Here is a 19,181-nt window from a genome sequence, read left to right as displayed (position 1 = left end):
ACCAGGCGTTTAACGCGCCAACCAGCCGCCGTCGACAGCCATGATATGGCCGGTGACATAGTCAGACGCGGGCGAGGCGAGGAACACCGCCGCCCCGGCAATATCCTCGGCACGGCCCCAGCGACCGGCGGGAATGCGCTCGAGGATCTGGCGGTTGCGGGTTTCATCCTCGCGCAGCGCCGTGGTGTTGTTGGTGGAGATATAGCCCGGCGCGATAGCGTTGACCTGCACGCCCTTGGCGGCAAGTTCGTTAGCCATGGCCTTGGTCACGCCGCCCACGCCCGACTTGGCCGCGGCATAGCTCGGCACACGCACGCCACCCTGAAATGTGAGCAGACTGGCGATGTTGACGATCTTGCCAGACCCGCGCTCCGCCATGTGGCGGGCGGCTGCCTGGCTCAGGAAAAACAGCGTCTTGAGGTTGGTGTCGATCACCGCGTCCCAGTCCGCTTCGGAGAACTGGAGCAGGTCATCGCGGCGGATGATCCCGGCATTGTTGACCAGTACGTCGATCCGGCCAAGCCCAGCCAGTGCCTCGTCGACGACGCGCTGAACCGGCTCGATTGAGGAGAGGTCCGCCTTGATGTTCACGGCCTTGCGCCCGGTCGCCTCGATCGCGCGAAGCGTCTCGGTCGGCTCACTGCGACCGGCGACCGCAACGTCCGCCCCGGCCTCGGCCAAGGCCACCGCGATGGCTTGTCCGATGCCCGTGTTCGCGCCTGTGACCAGCGCGGCCTTGCCTTCAAGCGAGAACGAGATCGCCACGATCAGAGCGCCTTGAGGTAGTCAGCAATGTCCTGATCGGTGGCGTTGGGATAAAACAGGTCAGCGAACTTCTCACCGGCGATTGTGGCCTTGAGCAGGTCCTGATCGACGGTCTTCAGCACCGTCAGCATGTCGCGGCACGAGGCTGACTTGAGGTCCTTCAGGATGCCGCGATTCTTGGCCATGATCGCGGCGCGCTCCTTGGGATAGCCGACGCCGCCTTCGTTCTCGAAAATCTTGCGATAGCAGTCCTGCAGGTTGAGCTCCGCCGCCCAGCCGAAGCCCTTGGCATAGGGCATCGAAATCGCGTTGCCGTCGTTGATCTGACTGAACAGGAAGGCATCGGTCGGATCGATCACCAGACCGCAGAACACGCCCGGCATCGCGTTTGCCGCGAGCATCGATCCCATACCCGTGCCGCAACCAGTGACAACGAAATCGGCCGCGCCCGAATTGAGCAGGATGCCGGTGAGCAGCCCGTTCATCACATAGGTCAGCGAGGCCGAATCCTCGGCTGTGTACATGCCGTAATTGAACACCTGATGACCCAGCGGTTCGGCCACGCTGGTCAGCGCATCGTTGATGATGGCGTTCTTGGCGGCCTGGCTGTTTTCAATGATCAGGGCGATCTTCATGGGTTCAGTCTTTCGTTTGGAAGTTCGTTTGGCCGGATATAGGTAACCGGTGTCATAGGCAAAGGCAAGCTCAGACCTGCCGGGGTGCGACAGATGCGCGGGCGATGAAATCGGTGGGGAAGAGCGACTGTTCGCCGGAGGCCGCTTCCGGATCGATCAGCTTGAGCGCGGCGGAGCGGGCCATTGTGCGGATCGGCCAGCGCACCGTGGTCAGCGGCGGCCAGATGGCGGTGGCGATGGCAGTATCGTCGAAGCCGACGATCGACAGGTCCTGCGGCACGTCGAGCCCGCGGCCGCGCGCGGCGTGAAGTACGCCAGCGGCCATCACGTCATTGCTGGCGAAGATCGCGCTTGGCGGCTGGGCAGCGTCGATCAGCTTGCCCCCGGCATCGCGCCCGGTTTCAAAGGTGTAGTTGCCGCGCGCCATCAGGTCAGGCCCGTGCGGCAGACCGGCGGCCTCCATCGCATCGTGCCAGCCAAGTTCGCGTTCGGCGGCGGAACGGAAGCCGTCCGGCCCCTGCACCAGCCCGATGCGGGTATGCCCCTGCGTGACGAGGTAGGCGACCGCATCACGCACCGCCTGCCGGTCGTTCGACTGCACCAGATGCGCGGCATCGTCGAGCGGGGCGGAACCCATGCGCACGTAATTGCAACCCAATTCGCGAAACAGCGCGGCCAGCGCATCGTTCTCCGAAAGCGGCGGCAGGATCATCACGCCATAGAGCCGCTGCTGTTCGATGAACTGGCGAATATCGTCGAACAGGCTGGGGCTGTGGCGATCGACCGGCCGCACGACGAGCGCGAATTCGGTGCCCTGGATGGCGTCGAGCACGCCTTCCTGAAAGTTCAGCACCATCTGTGCGTTCGGATTGTCGTGGATCAGCCCGAGCAGGAAATTGCGGCGCAGCGCCAGAGCGCGGGCCTGCGGATTGGGCACGTAGGCGAGCTCGGCAATAACCGCCTCGACCTTTTCGCGCGTCGCCTGATTGAGCAGCGGCGAACGGTTGATCACGCGGCTGACGGTCTTCTTCGACACGCCGGCAATGCGGGCAACATCGTTGATCGTCGGTTGTCCGCTGCTTTTCACCCAGTGCCCCTGTCGGTCCTCTCGCGGTGCGCCAGATTGCCCCGCTTGGTGCGGTCTTATCGACTTTCCTTGCCTTGCGGAAGGGCAAGAGGCACATATTGACACCGGTTTCCCAAATTGCAGAAGGCCAATGACGATTCTGACATTCCCGCCCGGCAGCGCCTTGCGCGTCCACCCCGACGATTCGGTCGCCGTCGCACTGCGTCCGCTGGCGGCGGGTGAGATTGCGGGCGTGCTGTTGCGCGAGGGCATCGGCCAAGGCCACAAGTTCGCCCTGCACGCCCATGCGGCGGGCGATGTCGTCACCAAATACGGCCTGCCCATCGGCATGGCGACGCGCGCCATTGCGCCGGGCGACCATGTTCACAGCCACAACCTGGCGACCGCGCTGGCCGGTGAGCTTGAATATGCCGAGGGGTCGCATTCGGCCTTCAGCGCCGCGCCCGTCGGCCAGCAGCCCGAATGGCAAGGCTATCTGCGCACCGATGGGCTGGCCGCGACGCGTAACGAAGTGTGGATCCTGCCCACTGTCGGCTGCGTCGGTCTGACCGCGGAACAGGTCGCCCGCGAGGCCACGCAGCGCCACGCCGGGCGGATCGATGGCGTCCACGCCTATGCCCACCCGCACGGCTGCTCACAGCTGGGAGATGATCTGGCCGGCACCCGCGCCGCGCTTGCCGGGCTGGCATCCAATCCCAACGCGGCGGGCGTGTTGTTGCTCGGCCTTGGCTGTGAGAGCAACCAGCTAGATCGCTTGCTGGAAGATGTTCCGGTCGCGGCGCGCGGCAAGGTGCGCACATTATCGAGCCAGAGCGCGGGCGACGAACTGGCCGAGGCCGCGCGGCTGGTCGATGAACTGGTTGAACAGGCGGCGACGGCGCGTCGGCAGGCCTTGCCCCTGTCGGCGCTGCGCGTCGGCCTGAAATGCGGGGGCTCGGACGGGCTGTCCGGCCTCACCGCCAATCCGCTGCTCGGACGGCTGACCGACCGGCTCTGCGCGGCAGGCGGCACCGCGATACTCACCGAAATTCCCGAGATTTTCGGCGCTGAACAGGCCCTGCTCGCCCGATCGCGCGATGCGGAGACCTTTGCCGCCGGTGCCGCCTTGGTGAACCGCTTCAAGCGCTATTACCTCGATCAGGGTCTGCCGGTTTCGGAGAACCCCTCGCCCGGCAACCTTGCCGGCGGGATCACCACGCTGGAAGAGAAGTCGCTCGGCGCGGTGCAGAAGGCGGGTACGGCTACCCTCAACCATGTCGCGGACTATGGCACGCAGGCCCCGGCGGGCGGGCTGACCTTGCTTGAATCGCCGGGGAACGATGCCGTTTCGTCGACCGCACTCGCGGCGGCGGGGGCGACCATGGTGCTGTTCACCACCGGACGCGGCACACCGCTCGGCTTTCCGGTGCCGACGATCAAGGTCGCGTCGAATCGCGCGCTGGCAATGGCCAAACCACACTGGATCGACTTCGACGCATCGCGCGCACTGGACGAAGGGGCAGAGGCTGCCGACGCCGCCTTCATCGACTGCCTTCTGGCCCACTCGGGCGGTCAGCCAACCGCCGCGGAACGCGCCGGACAACGCGCGATTGCCATCTGGAAGCGCGGTGTCACCCTGTGATTTTCGCGCGGTGTCTTGCGTATGACACCGGTTTCCTATAGGCACCACCACCAAGGTCGCAACCGTGGCCAGATCAACAATACAAGCCAAGCGGATCGTGGGGGATATGGGTGACTTCCGGGCAATAGCCGAAGCTTTCGTTGACGCACGCCGGCATGCCCGCGCCTTGCCGGATTACCCCGGTGTTGCGCCGCAGGACCTTGCCGGTGCCTACCAGATCCAGGACGCCGCGATCGCCATCGATGGGCGGATGATCGTCGGCTGGAAGGTCGGCAAGATCAACGCTCCGCTTGACGAGCAGCTAGGCGCCAACCGCCTTGCCGGGCCGATCTTCGCCGATACCGTCGTTGTCGCCGCCGATGGCGTGCCGGACATGCCAATCTTCGCCGAAGGCTTCGCCGCGGCCGAGGCAGAACTGCTGCTCCACATCGCCCCCGGAAATGCCGATGCCCGCCCCGAAACGGACGCCGAAACCCGCCTTGTCATCGATGAAGTGCGGCTGGGGATCGAGATTGCCAGCTCGCCCTATCCCGGCATCAACAGCGATGGCCCAGCGGTGACGGCCAGCGACTATGGCAACAACCACGGTCTTGTGGTCGGCGCGGCGCTGGACGACTGGCGAGACGTGGACCTCTGTGCGATTCCGGTGCGCACGCTGATTGACGGCGAAGTGATCGGTTCGGCGACGGCGGCAACCATGCTTGACGGGCCATACGGCGCGGTGCGCTTCCTGCTCGCCAATCTCGCCAGCCGGGGCGTCGACATTTCTACCGGCGTCTGGGTTTCGAGCGGCGCCATCACCGGCGTGCACCCGGTATCGCCCGGCCAGCGTGTCGAGGCCGTGTTTGGCATGCACGGCTCGGTTTACTGCACTATCGGGACCGCAAAAGTGGTTTGACCAATTCCGCCTGGGGACCTAGGCAACACATAATACGACCGGGAGAGATCGATGCAGGCCGCAGCACCAAGCCGTTACCGCTGGACGATTGTCGCCCTTCTGTTTTTCGCCACCACGGTGAACTACATCGATCGCACCATGCTCGGCCTGCTGGCCCCGACGCTCGGCAAGGAACTGGGCTGGAGCGAGAACGACTACGGCAACATCGTCACCGCATTTCAGGCCGCCTATGCGCTCGGGTTCCTGCTGATGGGCTGGATTATTGACCGCTTTGGCCCGAAACTTGGTTATACCATTGCGATCTGCATCTGGACGGTTGGGCACGTCGCGCACGGCTTCGCCTCAAGCGTAACCTCGTTCATGGCCGCGCGCATGGTGCTGGGCGTTGGCGAGGCGGGGCATTTTCCCTCGGTGGTGCGCGCCAGCAGCGAATGGTTCCCGCAGAAGGAACGCGCCTATGCCATTGGCTGGGTCAACAGCGCCACCACCGTCGGCGTGATCCTGACCGCGCCGACCATCGCTTTCTTCATGATCTCGCTGGGGCTCGGCTGGCGGCAGACCTTCATCTATACCGGCCTCTTCGGCGTGGTCCTCCTGGCGCTGTGGCGCTGGCACTATTCCAGCCCGCGCGACACCGGCAGGGTCAGCGACGCCGAACTCGCCTGGATCGAACAGGACCCGCCCGAATCGGTAGAGAAGATCGGCTGGACACGGCTGATGGGCAACCGCTCGGCCTGGGCCTTTGCCTCTGCCAAGTTCCTCACCGATCCGGTGTGGTTCCTGATGCTGTTCTGGCTGCCGAAGTATTTCGCCTCGACCTATAACGTCGATCTGAAGGTGGTGCTGCTGCCGATGATCATCATGTACCTGCTGTCGGACATCGGCTCGATCGCCGGTGGCTGGCTGTCATCGAAGCTGATCCAGAAGGGCCACTCGGCGAATTTCGCGCGGAAGGTGACCCTGCTGATTTCCGGCTGCTGCGTGCTGCCACTCCTGTTCGTCACCGGCCTCCAGAACATGTGGCTGGCCGTTGGCCTGATCGGGCTGGCGCTGGCCGGGCACCAGTCTTTCTCGTCAAACCTGCTGTCACTACCGCCAGACATGTTCCCCAAACGCGCCGTGGCCTCAGTCATCGGGCTTGGCGGATTTGCTGGCGGCATCGGCGGCATGATCATGGCCAAGTCGGTTGGTCTCGTGCTTGATGCGACCGGCGGCAATTACACGCTGATTTTCGCCGCCTGCACCGTTACCTATTTCCTCGCGGTGGGCTGCATCCACCTGCTCAGCCCCAAGCTGGCCCGCGCCGAAGTCTGAAGCGCCGGCGCGATTACTTCGCTCTGGCGGTAAGGCCGCAATCCCCTATCCTTGACCCGCGCCTTCGACAGACCTTATGAGACACACAAGATCATAGGTCGAAGGCGGGGAAGGATCGTAATCACATGCAGATGTCCGGCGAGCAGCGGATTGCCGCCCCGCGCGAAAAGGTCTGGGCTGCGCTCAACGATCCTGATGTCCTGCGCCAGGCCATCCCCGGCTGCCAGAGCCTGACCAAGGAAGGCGCAGACAGCTTCGCCGCCGTGGCCGAAATCAAGATCGGCCCCATCGGCGCGCGCTTCAAGGGCAAGGTCCAGCTGTCGGACATCGACGCGCCCAACGGCTACACGATCAGCGGATCGGGCAATGGCGGTATCGCCGGCAGCGCCAAGGGCGGCGCAAAAGTGCGCCTGTCCGACGCGCCGGGCGGCGGCACGCTGGTGTCCTACGATGTCGATGCCGAAGTCGGCGGCCGCATGGCGCAGCTGGGCGGGCCGATCATCGATGCGACGGCAAAGAACCTTGCCGGCAAGTTCTTTGCCAGGTTCGGCGAAGTGGTGAGCGGCGCTGGCGCTCCAGCTGCCACGCATGACGCTGCCGCCCCCACAACAGTCACCGCTCCCGCCATGGCTCGCACGCCAGGTGCCGCGCCTTCCGGATCGATCTGGGGCTGGGTCGCGGCGCTGCTCGCGGCGATCCACGTCGGCTACTACCTTGGCGCGAACGGCGCTTCGGGCGGCATGGTTTCGCTGGTGCTGGCTCTGCTGGTGATCGTCGCTGCCGCCGCTTTCGAGGCCGGCAAGCGCGGGGGCGGGCGATGAAGCCCGCGCCGTTCGACTATGTCGCGCCGAAGACTGTTGCCGAAGCCTGCACCATCCTGTCCGAAGCGGGCGGCGGCGCGACCCTGATCGCAGGTGGGCAGACGCTGATGCCGCTGCTCAACCTGCGGATGAGCCAGCCGTTCATCCTCGTCGACGTGAACCATATCGAGGGCTTTACCGGCGTGACCCGCGTGGCCGGCGGCACCCGCATTGCCCCCGCCACCCGGCAAGCGGCGGCGCTGAACGACGAGACTTTGGCCTCATATGTGCCCGTGCTCGTCCGCGCCCTAGGACACGTCGGCCATCACCAGACGCGCAATCGTGGCACAATCGGCGGATCGGTCGCGCTGGGCGAACCGGCGGCGGAAATGCCCGCATGCGCCGTAGCGCTGGGCGCGACGATCGAGATCGCCTCGGTGCGCGGCACCCGGACGATCGCCGCGCGGGACTTCTACATCGGCCCCTACATGACCGCGCTCGAACCCGACGAACTGGTGACCGGCATTGTCTATCCCGACTGGGGCGATAGTCATTTGGTGCTGTTCAATGAACTGGCCCAGCGCCCCGGCGACTTCGCCCTGACCGGCCTGGTCGGCGCGCTGTCGCTCGACGGCGGCACGATCGCCCGCGCCGGTCTGGCATGGATGGCTATGGGACCGACGCCGGTTGCCATGGCCGAAGCCGAGGCGGCGATGGTTGGTCAGTCGCTGCATGAAGTCGATGTTGCCGCCCTGTCCGAACTCGCCCTGCGCCCCACCGCCCCGTTCGACGATCACCACGCCAGCGCCGAATACCGCCGCACAGTGGGCAAGCGCCTGTTCGAGAAGACCTTGCGCGCCGTCACCCAAGTGAAAGAAGCAGCATGAGCGAGCACAAGGTCGAAATGACGGTCAACGGCGCGCGGCTTGCCGCGACGACCGAGGCGCGCACCAGTCTGGGTGATTTCCTGCGCAATGATGGCGGTTGGACCGGCGTCCATCTGGGCTGCGAGCACGGCGTCTGCGGTGCCTGCACCGTGATCGTCGATGGACAGGCTGTTCGTTCATGCCTGATGCTCGCGGTTCAAGCCGATGGAGCAACCGTTACCACCGCTGAAGGCCTCGCCGCGCCCGATGGTACGCTACATCCCGAGCAGCAAGCGATGCGCGAGAACCCCGCCCTGCAATGCGGCTTCTGCACGCCCGGCGTGGTCTGCACTTTCGCCGCGCTGATGGACCGTAATGAGGCTCCGGACGAGGCTGAACTAGTCGAGGCCATGTCAGGGCACCTGTGCCGCTGCACCGGCTATCAAGGCATCCGCAAAGCTGCCAAGGCGCTCGCTGAGGGCACCATCAGCCACGGAGCCAAGGTATGAGCGCCCCCGGAAGCTCAGGCGTCGGCTCCGCCCGCCTGATCGGCAAGCGCGCCCTGCGCAAGGAAGACGCGCGGCTGCTCACCGGGCACGGCCAGTTCACAGACGATGTCGTGGTGCCCGGAATGCTCCACGTCGCCTTCGCCCGCAGCCAGGTGGCGCGCGGCAAGATTGTGCGGATCGATACCGAAGCGGCGCGCGATGTGCCGGGCGTTTACGCCGTTCTCACCGCCGAGGATCTGGCCAAGCGGCCGATCACGATGATGAGCTTTTTCTTCGCCCCATCGGAAGTGCCGGTCACCCCGCTCGCCGGCGAACTGGTGCAATATGTCGGCGATCCCTTCGCGCTGGTGATCGCGGAAAGCCGCGCGCTGGCCGAAGATGCTGCCGCGCTGATCGAGGTCGAAATCGACGAATTCGATCCGGTGGTAACGCTGGCCGATGCCATGGCCATGCCGCCGATCCACCCCGGGACTGACAGCAATGTCGCCGCCGAGATCGGTGACGAGGAACCCGAGGATGAAATGGCCGCAGTCCTGAATGGCGCGGCCTTCCGCATCAAGCAGAAGGTGATCCACCAGCGCATCAGCCAAGCCCCGATGGAAAATCGCGCGATCCTTGCCACGCGTGAGGGGCCGGAAGAGCTCAAGCTGTTCATCACTTGCCAGAGCCCGCACAACATTGCCCGCTGGGTCAGCCTCGCACTTGGCCTGCCGAGCACGTCGATCCGCGTGATTTCCAAGGATGTCGGCGGATCATTCGGGCTAAAGAACACGCCGTGGAAGGAAGAATGCGCGGTGATCTGCGCGGCATGGCTCACGGGTCGTCCGCTCAAATGGACCGAGGACCGCTGGGAAGCGCTGACCGCATCGAGCCAGGCGCGCGAGGCCGAAATGACGCTCGACGTCGGCTTTGATGCGCAAGGCAAGCTGCTCGCCAGCCACGGCGTTTATGACTGCAACAACGGTGCCTATCCGCAAGGCGCGGACAGCAACATCGCCGTCCACATGTTCCTCTGGGCGGCCTACAAATTGCCGGCCTATTCGTTCCTCAGCCGCGGCTGGTATTCGAACACCAATGGCCTCGCCGCCTATCGCGGCCCATGGGCAATGGAATCGCTAATCCGCGAAACGCTGCTCGACAAGGCCGCGCGAAAAATCGGCATCGACCCGGTCGAAATCCGCCGCCGCAACCTCGTCTATCTCTCGGATCAGCCGGCGGTGTCTTCCATGGGCATCCCGGTCGATGACATCACCCCGGGCGAATGCCTCGACAAGCTGGTGCAGTATTTCGACGTTGCCGCCTTCCGCAAGGAGCAGGCCGAGGCGCGCACACAGGGCCGTTATCTCGGGCTTGGCATGGCCGCTTATATCGAACCGACGGGTTCCGCCGGGACCATGGCGCCAATGACCGGCGAACTGGCGCAGGTGCGGATCGAACCGACCGGCAAGGTCACCGCCGCCATGTCCACGCACAGCCAGGGCCACGGCACAGCGACGACCATGGCACAGTGCATCGCCGACCGGCTGGGCGTGCCTTACGAGGATGTCACCGTGTTCGAAGGCGACAGCGCGCACGGCGGCTTCGGCCCCGGTGCGGCTGGCAGCCGGCAAGGCGTGATCGGCGGCGGCGCGGCGATCCGCGCAGCGGAAATGCTGTCCGAAAAGGTCAAGGCGCTCGCCTCGCACCTCTACAATGCCTCGCCCGAAAGTGTGACCATTGAGGACGGCGTGGTCCACGTTTCAGGTGCGCCCGAAATGTCGCGCTCGATCGGCGAACTGGCGGCAATTGCCTATGGCGAGCCGGACCGCTTGCCCCCCGGCCTCGAAACGGGCCTCGAAGCGCAGTTCCGCTATCAGCCGCCGCCGATGACGCTGACCAGCGCGGCGCATGCCTGCGTGGTCGAGGTCGATGCCGACACCGGCTTTGTGAAAATCCTGCGCTGGATCAGCAGCGAGGACTGCGGGACGGTGATCAATCCCGGCGTCGTCGAAGGCCAGATTTCTGGCGGTCTGGCGCAAGCCATCGGCATGGTCCTGCTCGAAGACATGCCATACGACGCGCGCGGCAACCCGCAGGCGGCGACATTCAAGGACTATCTGCTGCCGGCGATCAGCGACGTGCCGATGATCGAATATGTCCACGCCAACACCCCGTCGAAGACAATCGGCGGCATGCGCGGCGTGGGTGAAGGCGGCGCGATCATCGGCCCGCCGACGCTGGTCAACGCCATTGCCGACGCGCTGTCTCCGTTTGGCGAAATCGAGGACCTGCACTTGCCACTGACTCCCGCGCGGGTGCTCGACGTGATCGAGCAGCGCAATGTATCGGGGCCTTCACAGGCGCCCGTTGCCGCGCCTCCCCCACCTGCTGCAGCGCCTTCCGCAGCGCCAGCTGTAGTGGCGGTACCGGAGCCAGCTGCCGCGCCGTCCGGCCCGGTTTCAATCGATGGCGACTGGAACATGGTGCTTAAGACGCCAATGGGTCCGCAAGCCATGGTTGTTACCTTCCGCACCTCCGGCAGCGCCGTGGAGGGAACATTCAACAGCCCCGAAGGCAGTCAGGAATTCGCTGGCGGCGTGCTCGAAGACGGACGGCTGCGCTTCGATCTCAAGGTCGAAAAGCCGATGAAGATCACGTTGAAGTACGACCTGCAGTTCGACGGCGATAGCGTTGCCGGCAAGTGCAAGATGGGCATGTTCGGATCAGCGAAGGTCAGCGGCAGCCGCGCCTAGGAGGTTGCCGCTTCGTCCAGTATCCGCAACACTTCGCGGCGGTTGGTGCGGTTCGCCTCGAAATGGGCGAGGTCCGCATCCCGCGCAAGAACGGCGCGGATGATCGCGGTGCGGCTCGCTTGCCACTGTTCAAGCCCGAAGCCCCAGCGGAAGGTCGTATCGGCCTGCCGCGACTCCGATACGCCCATGGCGACACGGGTGAGCATTTCGAACAGCGGGCGGCGGACCATGCGGAACAGTTGTTCCTGCAAGCGGCCTTCGAGTGGCCCAATCTCCGCCTCTGCCGTGCTGGTGGCAATCTCCGCGCCGATCGCTTCGAGCACGGGAAACTGCGCTTCATCCTTGCAACGCGCGGCGGCGGCGCAGAGTTCGTTGAACAGCAGCGAGGTGATGTCGAGCGCCTCTTCCCACGACGTCGGCTCGCTACGCAGGTAGGCACCGAACGAACGTTCGAGGCTGGTAATGTCGGGCCGCCGCCCGAAATAGCCCCCGCCCGGCCCGCGCCGTACGTCGAGCAGGCCTTCATGTTCGAGCACGCGCGCGACCTGCTGCACGGTGACGATGCCCACGCCCATTTCCCGCGCGAGTTCGTTGAGCGACCCCAGCGGCGCGCCGGGTTCCTGGGCAAAGATTTGCTCCCGCAAGCGGTCAGCCATCACCTCGACCAGCTTGGGCTTGCTTCCAGAATTGGCTGCGCGCGGTTCCATTGACCTATAATATGCCTATAATTGGCCAACGCAACAGCGATCTTGCAGCCATTCCGGGATTGTGCCGCAATTGATCTGCCTATAATGTGCAGACAACAGATTCGCCGGCGCGAGTCATGAGAGGGATGCAAAATGGCTTTCAGGAACCCGGACGCGAGCGTTCTGCCGCAATATCCGCTGATCATCGGTGACGCCCGCGAAACGCAGGGCAGCGGCGAGACGATCGCCCACCTCTATCCCGGCACCGGCGTGGTCACCCGCGAGATCCGCATGGCCGGTCCCGCCGATGTCGACCGCGCCGTCGCTGCCGCCCGCGCCGCGCTGCCCGCGTGGAAGGCCATGCCCGGCGACAAGCGCCGCAACCTGTTCTTCAAGCTGGCCGACATGTTCGAGGCTCGCTCGGCCGAATTCGCGCCCTCGCTGGTCTCGGAAAACGGCTCGGTGGCGATGACCGCGCCTTACATGGGCTATGACGCGGCGCAGAAGTTCCGCTATTTCGGCGGCTGGTGCGACAAGATCCATGGCCGCACCGTGCCGATGTGGGGCGCCCCGGCGCACGATTACGTGTCCTATGAGCCCTACGGCGTGGTTGGCGTGATCGTGCCTTGGAACGGGCCGCTGTTCGCCGCCACCATGGTCATTGCCCCGGCCCTCGCCGCTGGCAATTGCGTAGTGCTCAAATCGCCTGACCTTGCGCCCTATTCGGCGATGAAGCTGGTCGAGATGATGCTTGAGGCGGGCTTCCCGGCGGGCGTGGTCAACCTCGTCACTGGCGGGGCCGATGTGGGCGAAGCGATGGTATCGCACCCCGGCATCGCCAAGATCGAATTCATCGGGTCGGGCGCGACCGCCAGCAAGGTGCTCGCCAATGCGGCACAAAGCCTCAAGCCGGTCGGGCTGGAACTCGGCGGCAAGTCGGCGGTGATCGTGTTTGACGATGCCGACCTGATGCTGGCGGCGAAGAAGGGCATCACCGGCGCGGTTTCGTCGAACGGGCAGGGCTGCGTCAACGGCACCCGCCTGCTGGTCCAGCGCGGCGTCTATGAGCAATATCTGCAGATCCTTGGTGGCATTGCCGGTGCCATCGCGGTGGGCGATCCGTTCGACCCCGCAACCGCGCTCGGCCCGGTGATTTCCGAGGCCTCGCTGGCCCGCATCAGTGCCATGATCGATGGCGGCACGGCAGCCGGCGCGCGGCTGGTCTGCGGCGGCGCCCGGCTGGGCGGTGACCATGCGGCGGGCTCGTTCCTGCCCGTCACGATCCTCGCCGATGTCGCGCCTGACAGCCACATTGCGCAGACGGAGGTCTTCGGACCGGTGCTGGTCGTCACCCCCTTCGACACCGAGGAAGAGGCGATTGCGCAGGCCAACAGCACTGAATTCGGGCTGGGCGCCTATGTCCACACCCAGAACCTGCGCCGCGCGCATCACGTTGCCGGACAGCTCGATGCCGGCATGATCCACGTCAACGGTTCGGGCGAAGCGATGCAGCCCAATTGCCCGTTTGGCGGTTTCCGCAAGAGCGGCCACGGCCGACTGGGCGGCGTGGAAGGCCTGCACGAATTTCTTCAGCCCAAGAACGTGTGGATGAGCCTCGCGCCTCCCGCCTGATTCCCCTTCCCACTGATTACCCGGAGAACACCCCATGGCCTTCACCACTGACCAGTTCCGCCTTGACGGCAAGGTTGCCATCGTCACCGGCGCCGGCGGACGCGGCAATTCGATCGGCCGCGCCTATGCCCTCGGCTTCGCGCTCGCCGGAGCCTCGGTCGTCGTCGCCGATCTCAACCTTGAAGGCGCGCAGGTCGTGGCGGACGAGATCGTGGCGGGTGGCGGCAAGGCTGTCGCGGTGCAGGTCGACGTGGCCGATCAGGCCTCGACCCAGGCCATGGCAGCCGCAGCGGTCGCAGCGTTCGGCGGCATCGACATCCTTGTGAACAACGCGGCGATGATGGCCGAGCTGGGCCAGCTGACCATCGCCGACGTGCCGCTCGACATGTGGAACCGTATCCTCTCGGTCAACCTCACCGGCGCGATGCTCTGCGCGCAGGCCGTGGTGCCGGCGATGCGCGAGCGAGGCGGCGGGCGCATCCTCAACCAGACCTCGGGCGGCGCCTTTCCGGCGACCTCGATCTACGGCATCGGCAAGCTGGCTCTGGTCGGGCTGACGACGACGATTGCCAAGCAGCTCGGCAAGGAAAACATCACCTGCAACGCCATCGCGCCCGGCAACGTCAAGTCCGATGCCGGCAAGCTGCTGGTGCCCGACGATTCGCCGTTCATCCAGTACCTCGCAATGAACTGTGCCACCCGCCCGCGCGGCGAGCCCGATGAGCTGGTGGGCACGGCGCTTTTGCTGTGTTCGGAAGCTGGCGCATGGATCACCGGGCAGACGATCCACATCGATGGCGGCTGGGTGATGCGCCCCTAAGAGGCTTGTCAGAGGGCACGCGCGCCGCCATTCAGCCGCGATGCGCGTTGCCCTCTACGAACCCGAAATCGCCGGCAATGTCGGCGCCGTCCTGCGTCTCGGGGCCTGCCTTGGTGCGGGCGTCGACCTCATCGAGCCTATGGGTTTCGCATGGGATGACAGGCGCGTGCGGCGCACGGCGATGGACTATATCGACCATGTCTCGGTAACGCGCCACGCCGGCTTCGCCGCTTTCCGCGAGACGCTGGGCGCCAGCCGCCTGCTCCTGTTCACCACCAAGGGCGCAAGCTCGGCATACAATTTCGCGTTCCGACCCGATGACGTGCTGCTGTTCGGCAAGGAAAGCGCCGGGGTGCCGCCCGAAGTCGCCGCACTGGCAGATGCCCGTCTGCTCCTCCCCATCCGAGCCGAGGTACGATCAATGAACCTCGCCACCGCCGCCGCGCTCGCGCTGGGCGAGGCGATGCGGCAGACCACGCTTCTGCCCGAAGTCCCTGCACCCTAAAGCGGTCTCGCGGCGAGGAAATTTCGGCCCACCGCGCAACAATCCCACGCCTCGCTCGTTCTCCTGCAGACCGTCTTCGCGCCGCGATCCTCGTCGATCCGAGCGTGCGCCTGCACAGGAACCAGCACCCATGAAGAAGCCCTCAGCCTCCCCCGCCAATCAGAACGCCCTTCATGAACGCGCGCCCGGATCGGGCGCGATGATCCCCCCCGAGGCGACCGGCAATGCCGGCGAAACGCACCAGCAGATCGCCCACGATGGCGATCACGCCAGCGGCACCGATCACCTGACCGACAATTTCGGCCACCGCATTGCCGACAACCAGAACTCGCTGAAGGCCGGGGAGCGCGGACCGACGCTGATCGAAGACTTCATCCTGCGCGAGAAGATCTTCCACTTCGACCATGAACGCATTCCCGAACGCATCGTCCACGCCCGCGGTTCTGCAGCGCACGGCGTGTTCGAAGTGACCAAGGCGATCCCCGGGCTGACCAAGGCGGACCTGTTCCAGAAGAAGGGCAACACCTGCCCGGTCTTTACCCGCTTCTCCACCGTCGCAGGCGGCGCAGGGTCGGTTGACACGCCGCGCGATGTGCGCGGGTTCGCGGTCAAGTTCTATACCGAGGCGGGCAACTGGGATCTGGTCGGCAACAATATCCCGGTGTTCTTCATCCAGGACGCGATCAAGTTTCCCGATCTTGTCCATGCCGTGAAGATGGAGGCCGATCGCGGCTTTCCGCAAGCTGCCAGCGCGCATGACACGTTCTGGGACTTCATCGGGCTGATGCCGGAATCGATGCACATGATCATGTGGGCCATGTCCGACCGCACGATCCCGCGCACCCTGCGCAACATCGAAGGTTTCGGTGTGCATACCTTTCGACTGGTCAATGCCAAGGGCGAAGGCGTGTTCGTCAAGTTCCACTGGAAGCCCGTGCTGGGCCTCGAATCGACCACGTGGGACGAAGCCGTGAAGCTGGCCGGTGCAGATCCTGACTTCCACCGCCGCGACTTGTTCGAAGCCATCGACAGCGGCAACTTCCCGGCATGGGACCTTGGCGTGCAGGTGTTCGACGAGGAATTCGCCGCCGCCCAGCCCTATGACGTGCTCGATGCAACAAAGCTCATTCCGGAAGAGCTGGTCCCGGTGGACATCGTCGGCCGCATGACGCTGAACCGCAACGTCGACAACTTCTTTGCCGAGACCGAGCAGGTCGCCTTCATGCCGACCAACATTGTTCCGGGCATCGATTTCTCGAATGACCCGCTGCTGCAGGGGCGGCTCTTCTCCTACCTCGACACCCAAAAGTCGCGGCTGGGGACGACCAACTTCCACCAGATCCCGATCAATGCGCCCAAGTGCCCGTTTCATAATTTCCAGCGCGACGGGATGATGCAGACGCTGGTTCCCACGGGTCGTGCCAACTACGAACCCAATTCGCTTGCCGATGCCGGCGAGACCGGCGGCCCGCGCGAATGTCCGGAGACCGGCTTCAGCAGTTTCACCGAAAATGCCGAGCGCAACGATCCGACCGAAAAGGTGCGGGTGCGCGCAGAGCTGTTCGGCGATCATTACAGTCAGGCGCGGATGTTCTTCCTGTCGCTTACCGAAAACGAACAGGCGCATCTGGCCTCGGCGCTGGTGTTCGAACTGTCCAAGGTGGTGATCGAGCCGGTCCGCACCCGTGTCCTCAGCCGCCTGCGCAATATCGACGAAAACCTGGCCCAGCGCGTCGCCGATGGCCTGGCCATGGACCTGCCGGCCAAGGCCAAGGCCAAGCGCGAGCCGGTGGACCTTGGCACTTCGGATGCCCTGTCCATCCAGAAGCAGGCGCTCAAGACGCTGCAGGGCCGCACCGTCGGCATCCTCTATGACGAAGGCTCCGACAAGGCGGCGATCGACCAGCTCAAAGCCGCTATCGAGGCTGATGGCGGACGTGTGAAGCTCGTTGCGCCAAAGGTCGGGCCGATCAAGGTCAAGGGCGGTACGCTCAAGGCCGATGGCCAGTTGGCGGGCACACCTTCGGTCATGTTCGATGCCGTCGCCGCGCTGCTTATGCCTGACCGTGCCGCAATGCTGGCGAAGGATGCCGGTGCCGTGCAGTGGTTCGCCGATGCCTATGCGCACTGCAAGACGATCGCGGCCTGCGGCGGCACCCGCGAACACCTGCTGCCCAAGGCCAATGTCGAGATCGATGCCGGCGTTCCGAAGTTCGAGGACTTCATGAAAGTCGGCGCCGTGCGCCACTGGGACCGCGAACCCAAGGTGCGCGATCTCGCTTGACGTAAATCGTGCCGGGCGCGGCCTGTCAGGATAGCGCCCGGTACGCGAAATTGCGGAATTTCACGCTACCTTCGCCCGCTGCAAACAGCGCGGGACGAAGGCTGAGCAGGTTGTCGACGGTGTTGGCATTATAACCCGACACCTCGCTGCGCACGCCGTGCCGTGTCCAGGCCTTGCCATCGAGACTGTAGTAGTAGGTGACGATCTGGCCTTGATTGGTAATGCGCATGTGCAGACGGCGCGTGGGCGGAGCAGGTTCTGGCCAGTAGGATGCCTTGCCGCCGCGATAGGTCGCCATCCGGTTGCCATCGATGCCCATGCCGAGGAACAGGCGGTCATCGAAAAACAGCAGCAGCCCGCCCGTAGCAGCGCCGACGAGTTCCAGTTCGACGGTAACTTCATAGGCGCGGTCGCCGACCTGCTGGGTGAGCACCGCGCCGTCTGACGGCCCCTTGCCTTTGGCCTTGAGTTCCAGCACGCCGCCGCCAATGGCGATCCGGTTGGTCTCGCCGGGGATGCCGCCATAAAGGCTCCACAGCGTACCGAGCCGATTTTCCGTGAACCTGTCCGAATGCGGCATGCCATGGACGAGCGCAGTCCCGCCCGGTTTGCGCAGCGGCTTTGACAGGTCTCCGCCCTTGGCCCTGAACCAGCCATCGGCAGTCCATTCGATCGGTTCCAGCAGGGTCTGGCGGCCCAGCGTGTGATAGCCGCTTTCATAGCCGTGATAGATCATGAACCACTGCCTGTCCGGCGCTTCGACGCAGGTGGCATGGCCCCGCGACCACCACATTTCCGCCGGTGACAGCGTACGCTGGACCGGATTGTGCGGGCAGTTCTCCCATGGCCCGTGGATCGAGCGCGACCGCGCGGCAACGATCATGTGCCCGGTCGCCGGGCCGCTGGTGCCGCCGACGGCATTGACGAGGTAAAAGTAGCCTTCGCGCCGGAACAGCTTCGGCCCTTCGGGCGAATAGGCCTCGGTGATCCAGTCGTCGGGATAGCGCCAGGCTTCATAGGCAGTCTCGACCGGGCCGGCGGTGGCGAGGCCGTCTGCCGTCAGCCGCACACGCTTGCCATCATTGAAGAACAGGTAGCGGTGTCCATCCTCGCCCACGACATGGCCGGGATCGATCAGGCCGCCGACCTTCATGTCGATGGGATCGCTCCACGGCCCGGCCATCGACGGCGCGTGGATGACATAGGTGTTGGCGAAGTTCGCGAGGTCGGTGGACCACGGCGCCTTCATGAAGGGAATGTAGATGAAGTAGCGGCCATCGTGCTTGGCGATATCGACGGCAAAGACCGTGCCCAGCGGCTTGGCCAGCGCGATTGTCAGTGGACGCCAGTTCACCAGATCGCGCGAATGCCAGATGAGCAGTCCCGGCGCGGAATCGAACGACGAGTGAGTCATGTAGTAGTCGTCGCCATCCTTCAGCACCGAAGGATCGGCGTAATCGCCACACAGGATCGGGTTCAGGTAGCGGCCATCGCCAAGGTCGGCGATGCGCTGCCCTTCGATGCCGCGCGCCCACAAGGGAGAATCGCCGGGAGTGATGCCCGAAGCCCCACCGCTGCAGTCCGCCCCAGCCTTTGACCCGGCATCCCTGGCCACGGCGGGGCTTGCCACGAAAGCTCCAGCCAGGGTCAGCTTCATCGCTGTCCTGCGCGATTCCATGCATTCTCTCCAATTTTAGAATACTCATTCTATATAGGCAATCAGGCGACGGCAAGAACCTTCGCGACATGGAGGTTGCCGATGGCAGCATACCGGGCGATGGACCGGCACTTCGATGCCAGCATCGGCGACATGATACGGACCCGGCAGAGCCCCGCCTGACGCAAAGCTCTGGAAAACCATGGCCGGACGCTTGGCGCGAATCTCCGCAAGCCTCTAGTCACCCCCCGGTGAGCGCAGCCATCCAAATCGGCGTCGACCAGAACGACCAGCCGATCACCCTTGACGTCGAAGAACTGCTCGCCACCCGCTTGCTGGTGCAGGGCAACAGCGGCTCGGGCAAATCGCA

At 64.9% G+C, this 19,181-nt stretch carries 16 protein-coding genes; 11 read left to right on the top strand and 5 right to left on the bottom strand.

Annotated features, from left to right (window positions below; all coding sequences use genetic code 11):
• Positions 1-9: 9 nt before the first annotated feature.
• The 3 genes from kduD to RMO89_RS02625 all read right to left on the bottom strand — a co-directional run bounded on the left by kduD (position 10) and on the right by RMO89_RS02625 (position 2,487).
• Complete coding sequence (kduD, locus tag RMO89_RS02635) at positions 10-765, bottom strand: 2-dehydro-3-deoxy-D-gluconate 5-dehydrogenase KduD (protein WP_310531057.1); 756 nt, start codon at positions 763-765, stop codon at positions 10-12.
• A gap of 2 nt (positions 766-767) precedes the next feature.
• Positions 768-1,400 carry an RpiB/LacA/LacB family sugar-phosphate isomerase gene (locus tag RMO89_RS02630; RefSeq protein WP_310531056.1) on the bottom strand — a complete coding sequence of 211 codons (633 nt, stop codon included), beginning with the start codon at positions 1,398-1,400 and terminating at the stop codon, positions 768-770.
• A 70-nt stretch (positions 1,401-1,470) separates the two neighbouring features.
• On the bottom strand, positions 1,471-2,487 hold the full coding sequence (locus RMO89_RS02625) for a LacI family DNA-binding transcriptional regulator (RefSeq protein ID WP_310531055.1): 1,017 nt from the start codon (positions 2,485-2,487) through the stop codon (positions 1,471-1,473).
• A 130-nt stretch (positions 2,488-2,617) separates the two neighbouring features.
• Here RMO89_RS02625 and RMO89_RS02620 point away from each other — a divergent pair, with 130 nt between their 5' ends.
• From RMO89_RS02620 to RMO89_RS02590, 7 genes are all read left to right on the top strand, one after another.
• A complete protein-coding gene (locus RMO89_RS02620) occupies positions 2,618-4,108 on the top strand; it encodes an altronate dehydratase family protein (protein ID WP_310531054.1) in 1,491 nt (496 codons plus the stop codon).
• 106 nt (positions 4,109-4,214) lie between these two features.
• Complete coding sequence (locus tag RMO89_RS02615) at positions 4,215-5,006, top strand: 2-keto-4-pentenoate hydratase (protein WP_310531065.1); 792 nt, start codon at positions 4,215-4,217, stop codon at positions 5,004-5,006.
• Positions 5,007-5,057: 51 nt separating this feature from the next.
• Positions 5,058-6,320 carry an MFS transporter gene (locus RMO89_RS02610; protein WP_310531053.1) on the top strand — a complete coding sequence of 421 codons (1,263 nt, stop codon included), beginning with the start codon at positions 5,058-5,060 and terminating at the stop codon, positions 6,318-6,320.
• Positions 6,321-6,445: 125 nt separating this feature from the next.
• On the top strand, positions 6,446-7,141 hold the full coding sequence (locus RMO89_RS02605; protein ID WP_310531052.1) for a carbon monoxide dehydrogenase subunit G: 696 nt from the start codon (positions 6,446-6,448) through the stop codon (positions 7,139-7,141).
• The gene (locus RMO89_RS02600) at positions 7,138-8,007 is read left to right on the top strand and encodes an FAD binding domain-containing protein (protein WP_310531050.1); all 870 of its coding nucleotides are present in this window, start codon (positions 7,138-7,140) and stop codon (positions 8,005-8,007) included. Before RMO89_RS02605 ends, RMO89_RS02600 begins: the two co-directional genes overlap by 4 nt.
• Positions 8,004-8,495 (top strand): 2Fe-2S iron-sulfur cluster-binding protein, encoded by a 492-nt coding sequence (locus tag RMO89_RS02595; RefSeq protein ID WP_310531049.1) that lies wholly within the window; start codon positions 8,004-8,006, stop codon positions 8,493-8,495. The genes RMO89_RS02600 and RMO89_RS02595 overlap by 4 nt, the downstream gene beginning before the upstream one ends.
• Entirely contained in the window at positions 8,492-11,227 is a 2,736-nt protein-coding gene (locus tag RMO89_RS02590; RefSeq protein ID WP_310531048.1) for a xanthine dehydrogenase family protein molybdopterin-binding subunit, read from the top strand. The genes RMO89_RS02595 and RMO89_RS02590 overlap by 4 nt, the downstream gene beginning before the upstream one ends.
• On the opposite strand, the gene RMO89_RS02585 is transcribed toward RMO89_RS02590, so the two are convergent.
• Positions 11,224-11,934 carry a GntR family transcriptional regulator gene (locus tag RMO89_RS02585; protein WP_310531047.1) on the bottom strand — a complete coding sequence of 237 codons (711 nt, stop codon included), beginning with the start codon at positions 11,932-11,934 and terminating at the stop codon, positions 11,224-11,226. The two genes, RMO89_RS02590 and RMO89_RS02585, sit on opposite strands and share 4 nt — an antisense overlap.
• 132 nt (positions 11,935-12,066) lie before the next feature.
• On the opposite strand from RMO89_RS02585, the gene RMO89_RS02580 reads away from it, so the two are divergent.
• The 4 genes from RMO89_RS02580 to RMO89_RS02565 all read left to right on the top strand — a co-directional run bounded on the left by RMO89_RS02580 (position 12,067) and on the right by RMO89_RS02565 (position 17,154).
• On the top strand, positions 12,067-13,545 hold the full coding sequence (locus RMO89_RS02580) for an aldehyde dehydrogenase family protein (RefSeq protein WP_310531046.1): 1,479 nt from the start codon (positions 12,067-12,069) through the stop codon (positions 13,543-13,545).
• A 34-nt stretch (positions 13,546-13,579) separates the two neighbouring features.
• A complete protein-coding gene (locus tag RMO89_RS02575; protein WP_310531045.1) occupies positions 13,580-14,365 on the top strand; it encodes an SDR family oxidoreductase in 786 nt (261 codons plus the stop codon).
• Positions 14,366-14,405: 40 nt separating this feature from the next.
• Complete coding sequence (locus RMO89_RS02570; RefSeq protein WP_310531044.1) at positions 14,406-14,870, top strand: TrmH family RNA methyltransferase; 465 nt, start codon at positions 14,406-14,408, stop codon at positions 14,868-14,870.
• A gap of 130 nt (positions 14,871-15,000) precedes the next feature.
• Positions 15,001-17,154, top strand: a complete 2,154-nt coding sequence (locus tag RMO89_RS02565) for a catalase (protein ID WP_310531043.1) — start codon at positions 15,001-15,003, stop codon at positions 17,152-17,154.
• A 25-nt stretch (positions 17,155-17,179) separates the two neighbouring features.
• Here the strand turns inward: RMO89_RS02565 and RMO89_RS02560 are convergent, their stop codons facing one another.
• Positions 17,180-18,832 (bottom strand): family 43 glycosylhydrolase, encoded by a 1,653-nt coding sequence (locus RMO89_RS02560; protein WP_310531042.1) that lies wholly within the window; start codon positions 18,830-18,832, stop codon positions 17,180-17,182.
• Positions 18,833-19,181 lie beyond the last annotated feature (349 nt).

Origin of the sequence: Novosphingobium sp. (assembly GCF_031424035.1) — a bacterium.
Taxonomy (GTDB): domain Bacteria; phylum Pseudomonadota; class Alphaproteobacteria; order Sphingomonadales; family Sphingomonadaceae; genus Novosphingobium.
The sequence above is the reverse complement of the archived record's forward strand: the minus strand, read 5'-3'. Positions and strand labels throughout refer to the sequence as shown.